The organism is Aequorivita vitellina (genome assembly GCF_022008365.1).
GTDB classification, from domain to species: domain Bacteria; phylum Bacteroidota; class Bacteroidia; order Flavobacteriales; family Flavobacteriaceae; genus Aequorivita; species Aequorivita vitellina.
Window position 1 is genome coordinate 1 of sequence record NZ_JAIRBA010000157.1, and the last position, 404, is coordinate 404.

The following is a 404-nucleotide window of genomic DNA, read 5'->3' on the forward strand; positions in this document are numbered from 1 at the left end:
AATACGATTACCTTAACAGTAACCGATGTAAATGGAAATGTTTCTACTTGTACAACAGTGGTAACCGTTGAAGACAATGTAGCGCCAGTAGCAAACTGTGCCGCACCATTTACGATTCAATTAGATGCCACCGGAAACGCGAGCATCACCGTTGGTGATATTGACGCAGGAAGCACTGATGCCTGTGGAATAGCAACCACGACAATTGACAAGTCAACATTCACCTGTGCAGATGTAGGTCCAAACACGATTACGTTAACCGTAACCGATGTAAATGGAAATGTTTCAACCTGTACAACAGTGGTAACAGTTGAAGATAGCATTGCACCAACAATTATCTGTCCAGCAGACATTACCGCCAACACAGATGCGGGAGATTGTTTTGCAACAGTAACCTTTGTTAC

General features: G+C 43.3%; 1 protein-coding gene. It reads left to right on the plus strand.

Annotated elements, in window-relative coordinates:
* Positions 1-404, plus strand: a 404-nt coding sequence (locus K8089_RS16370) for a hypothetical protein (protein WP_237604348.1), incomplete at both ends; no start/stop codon positions are given.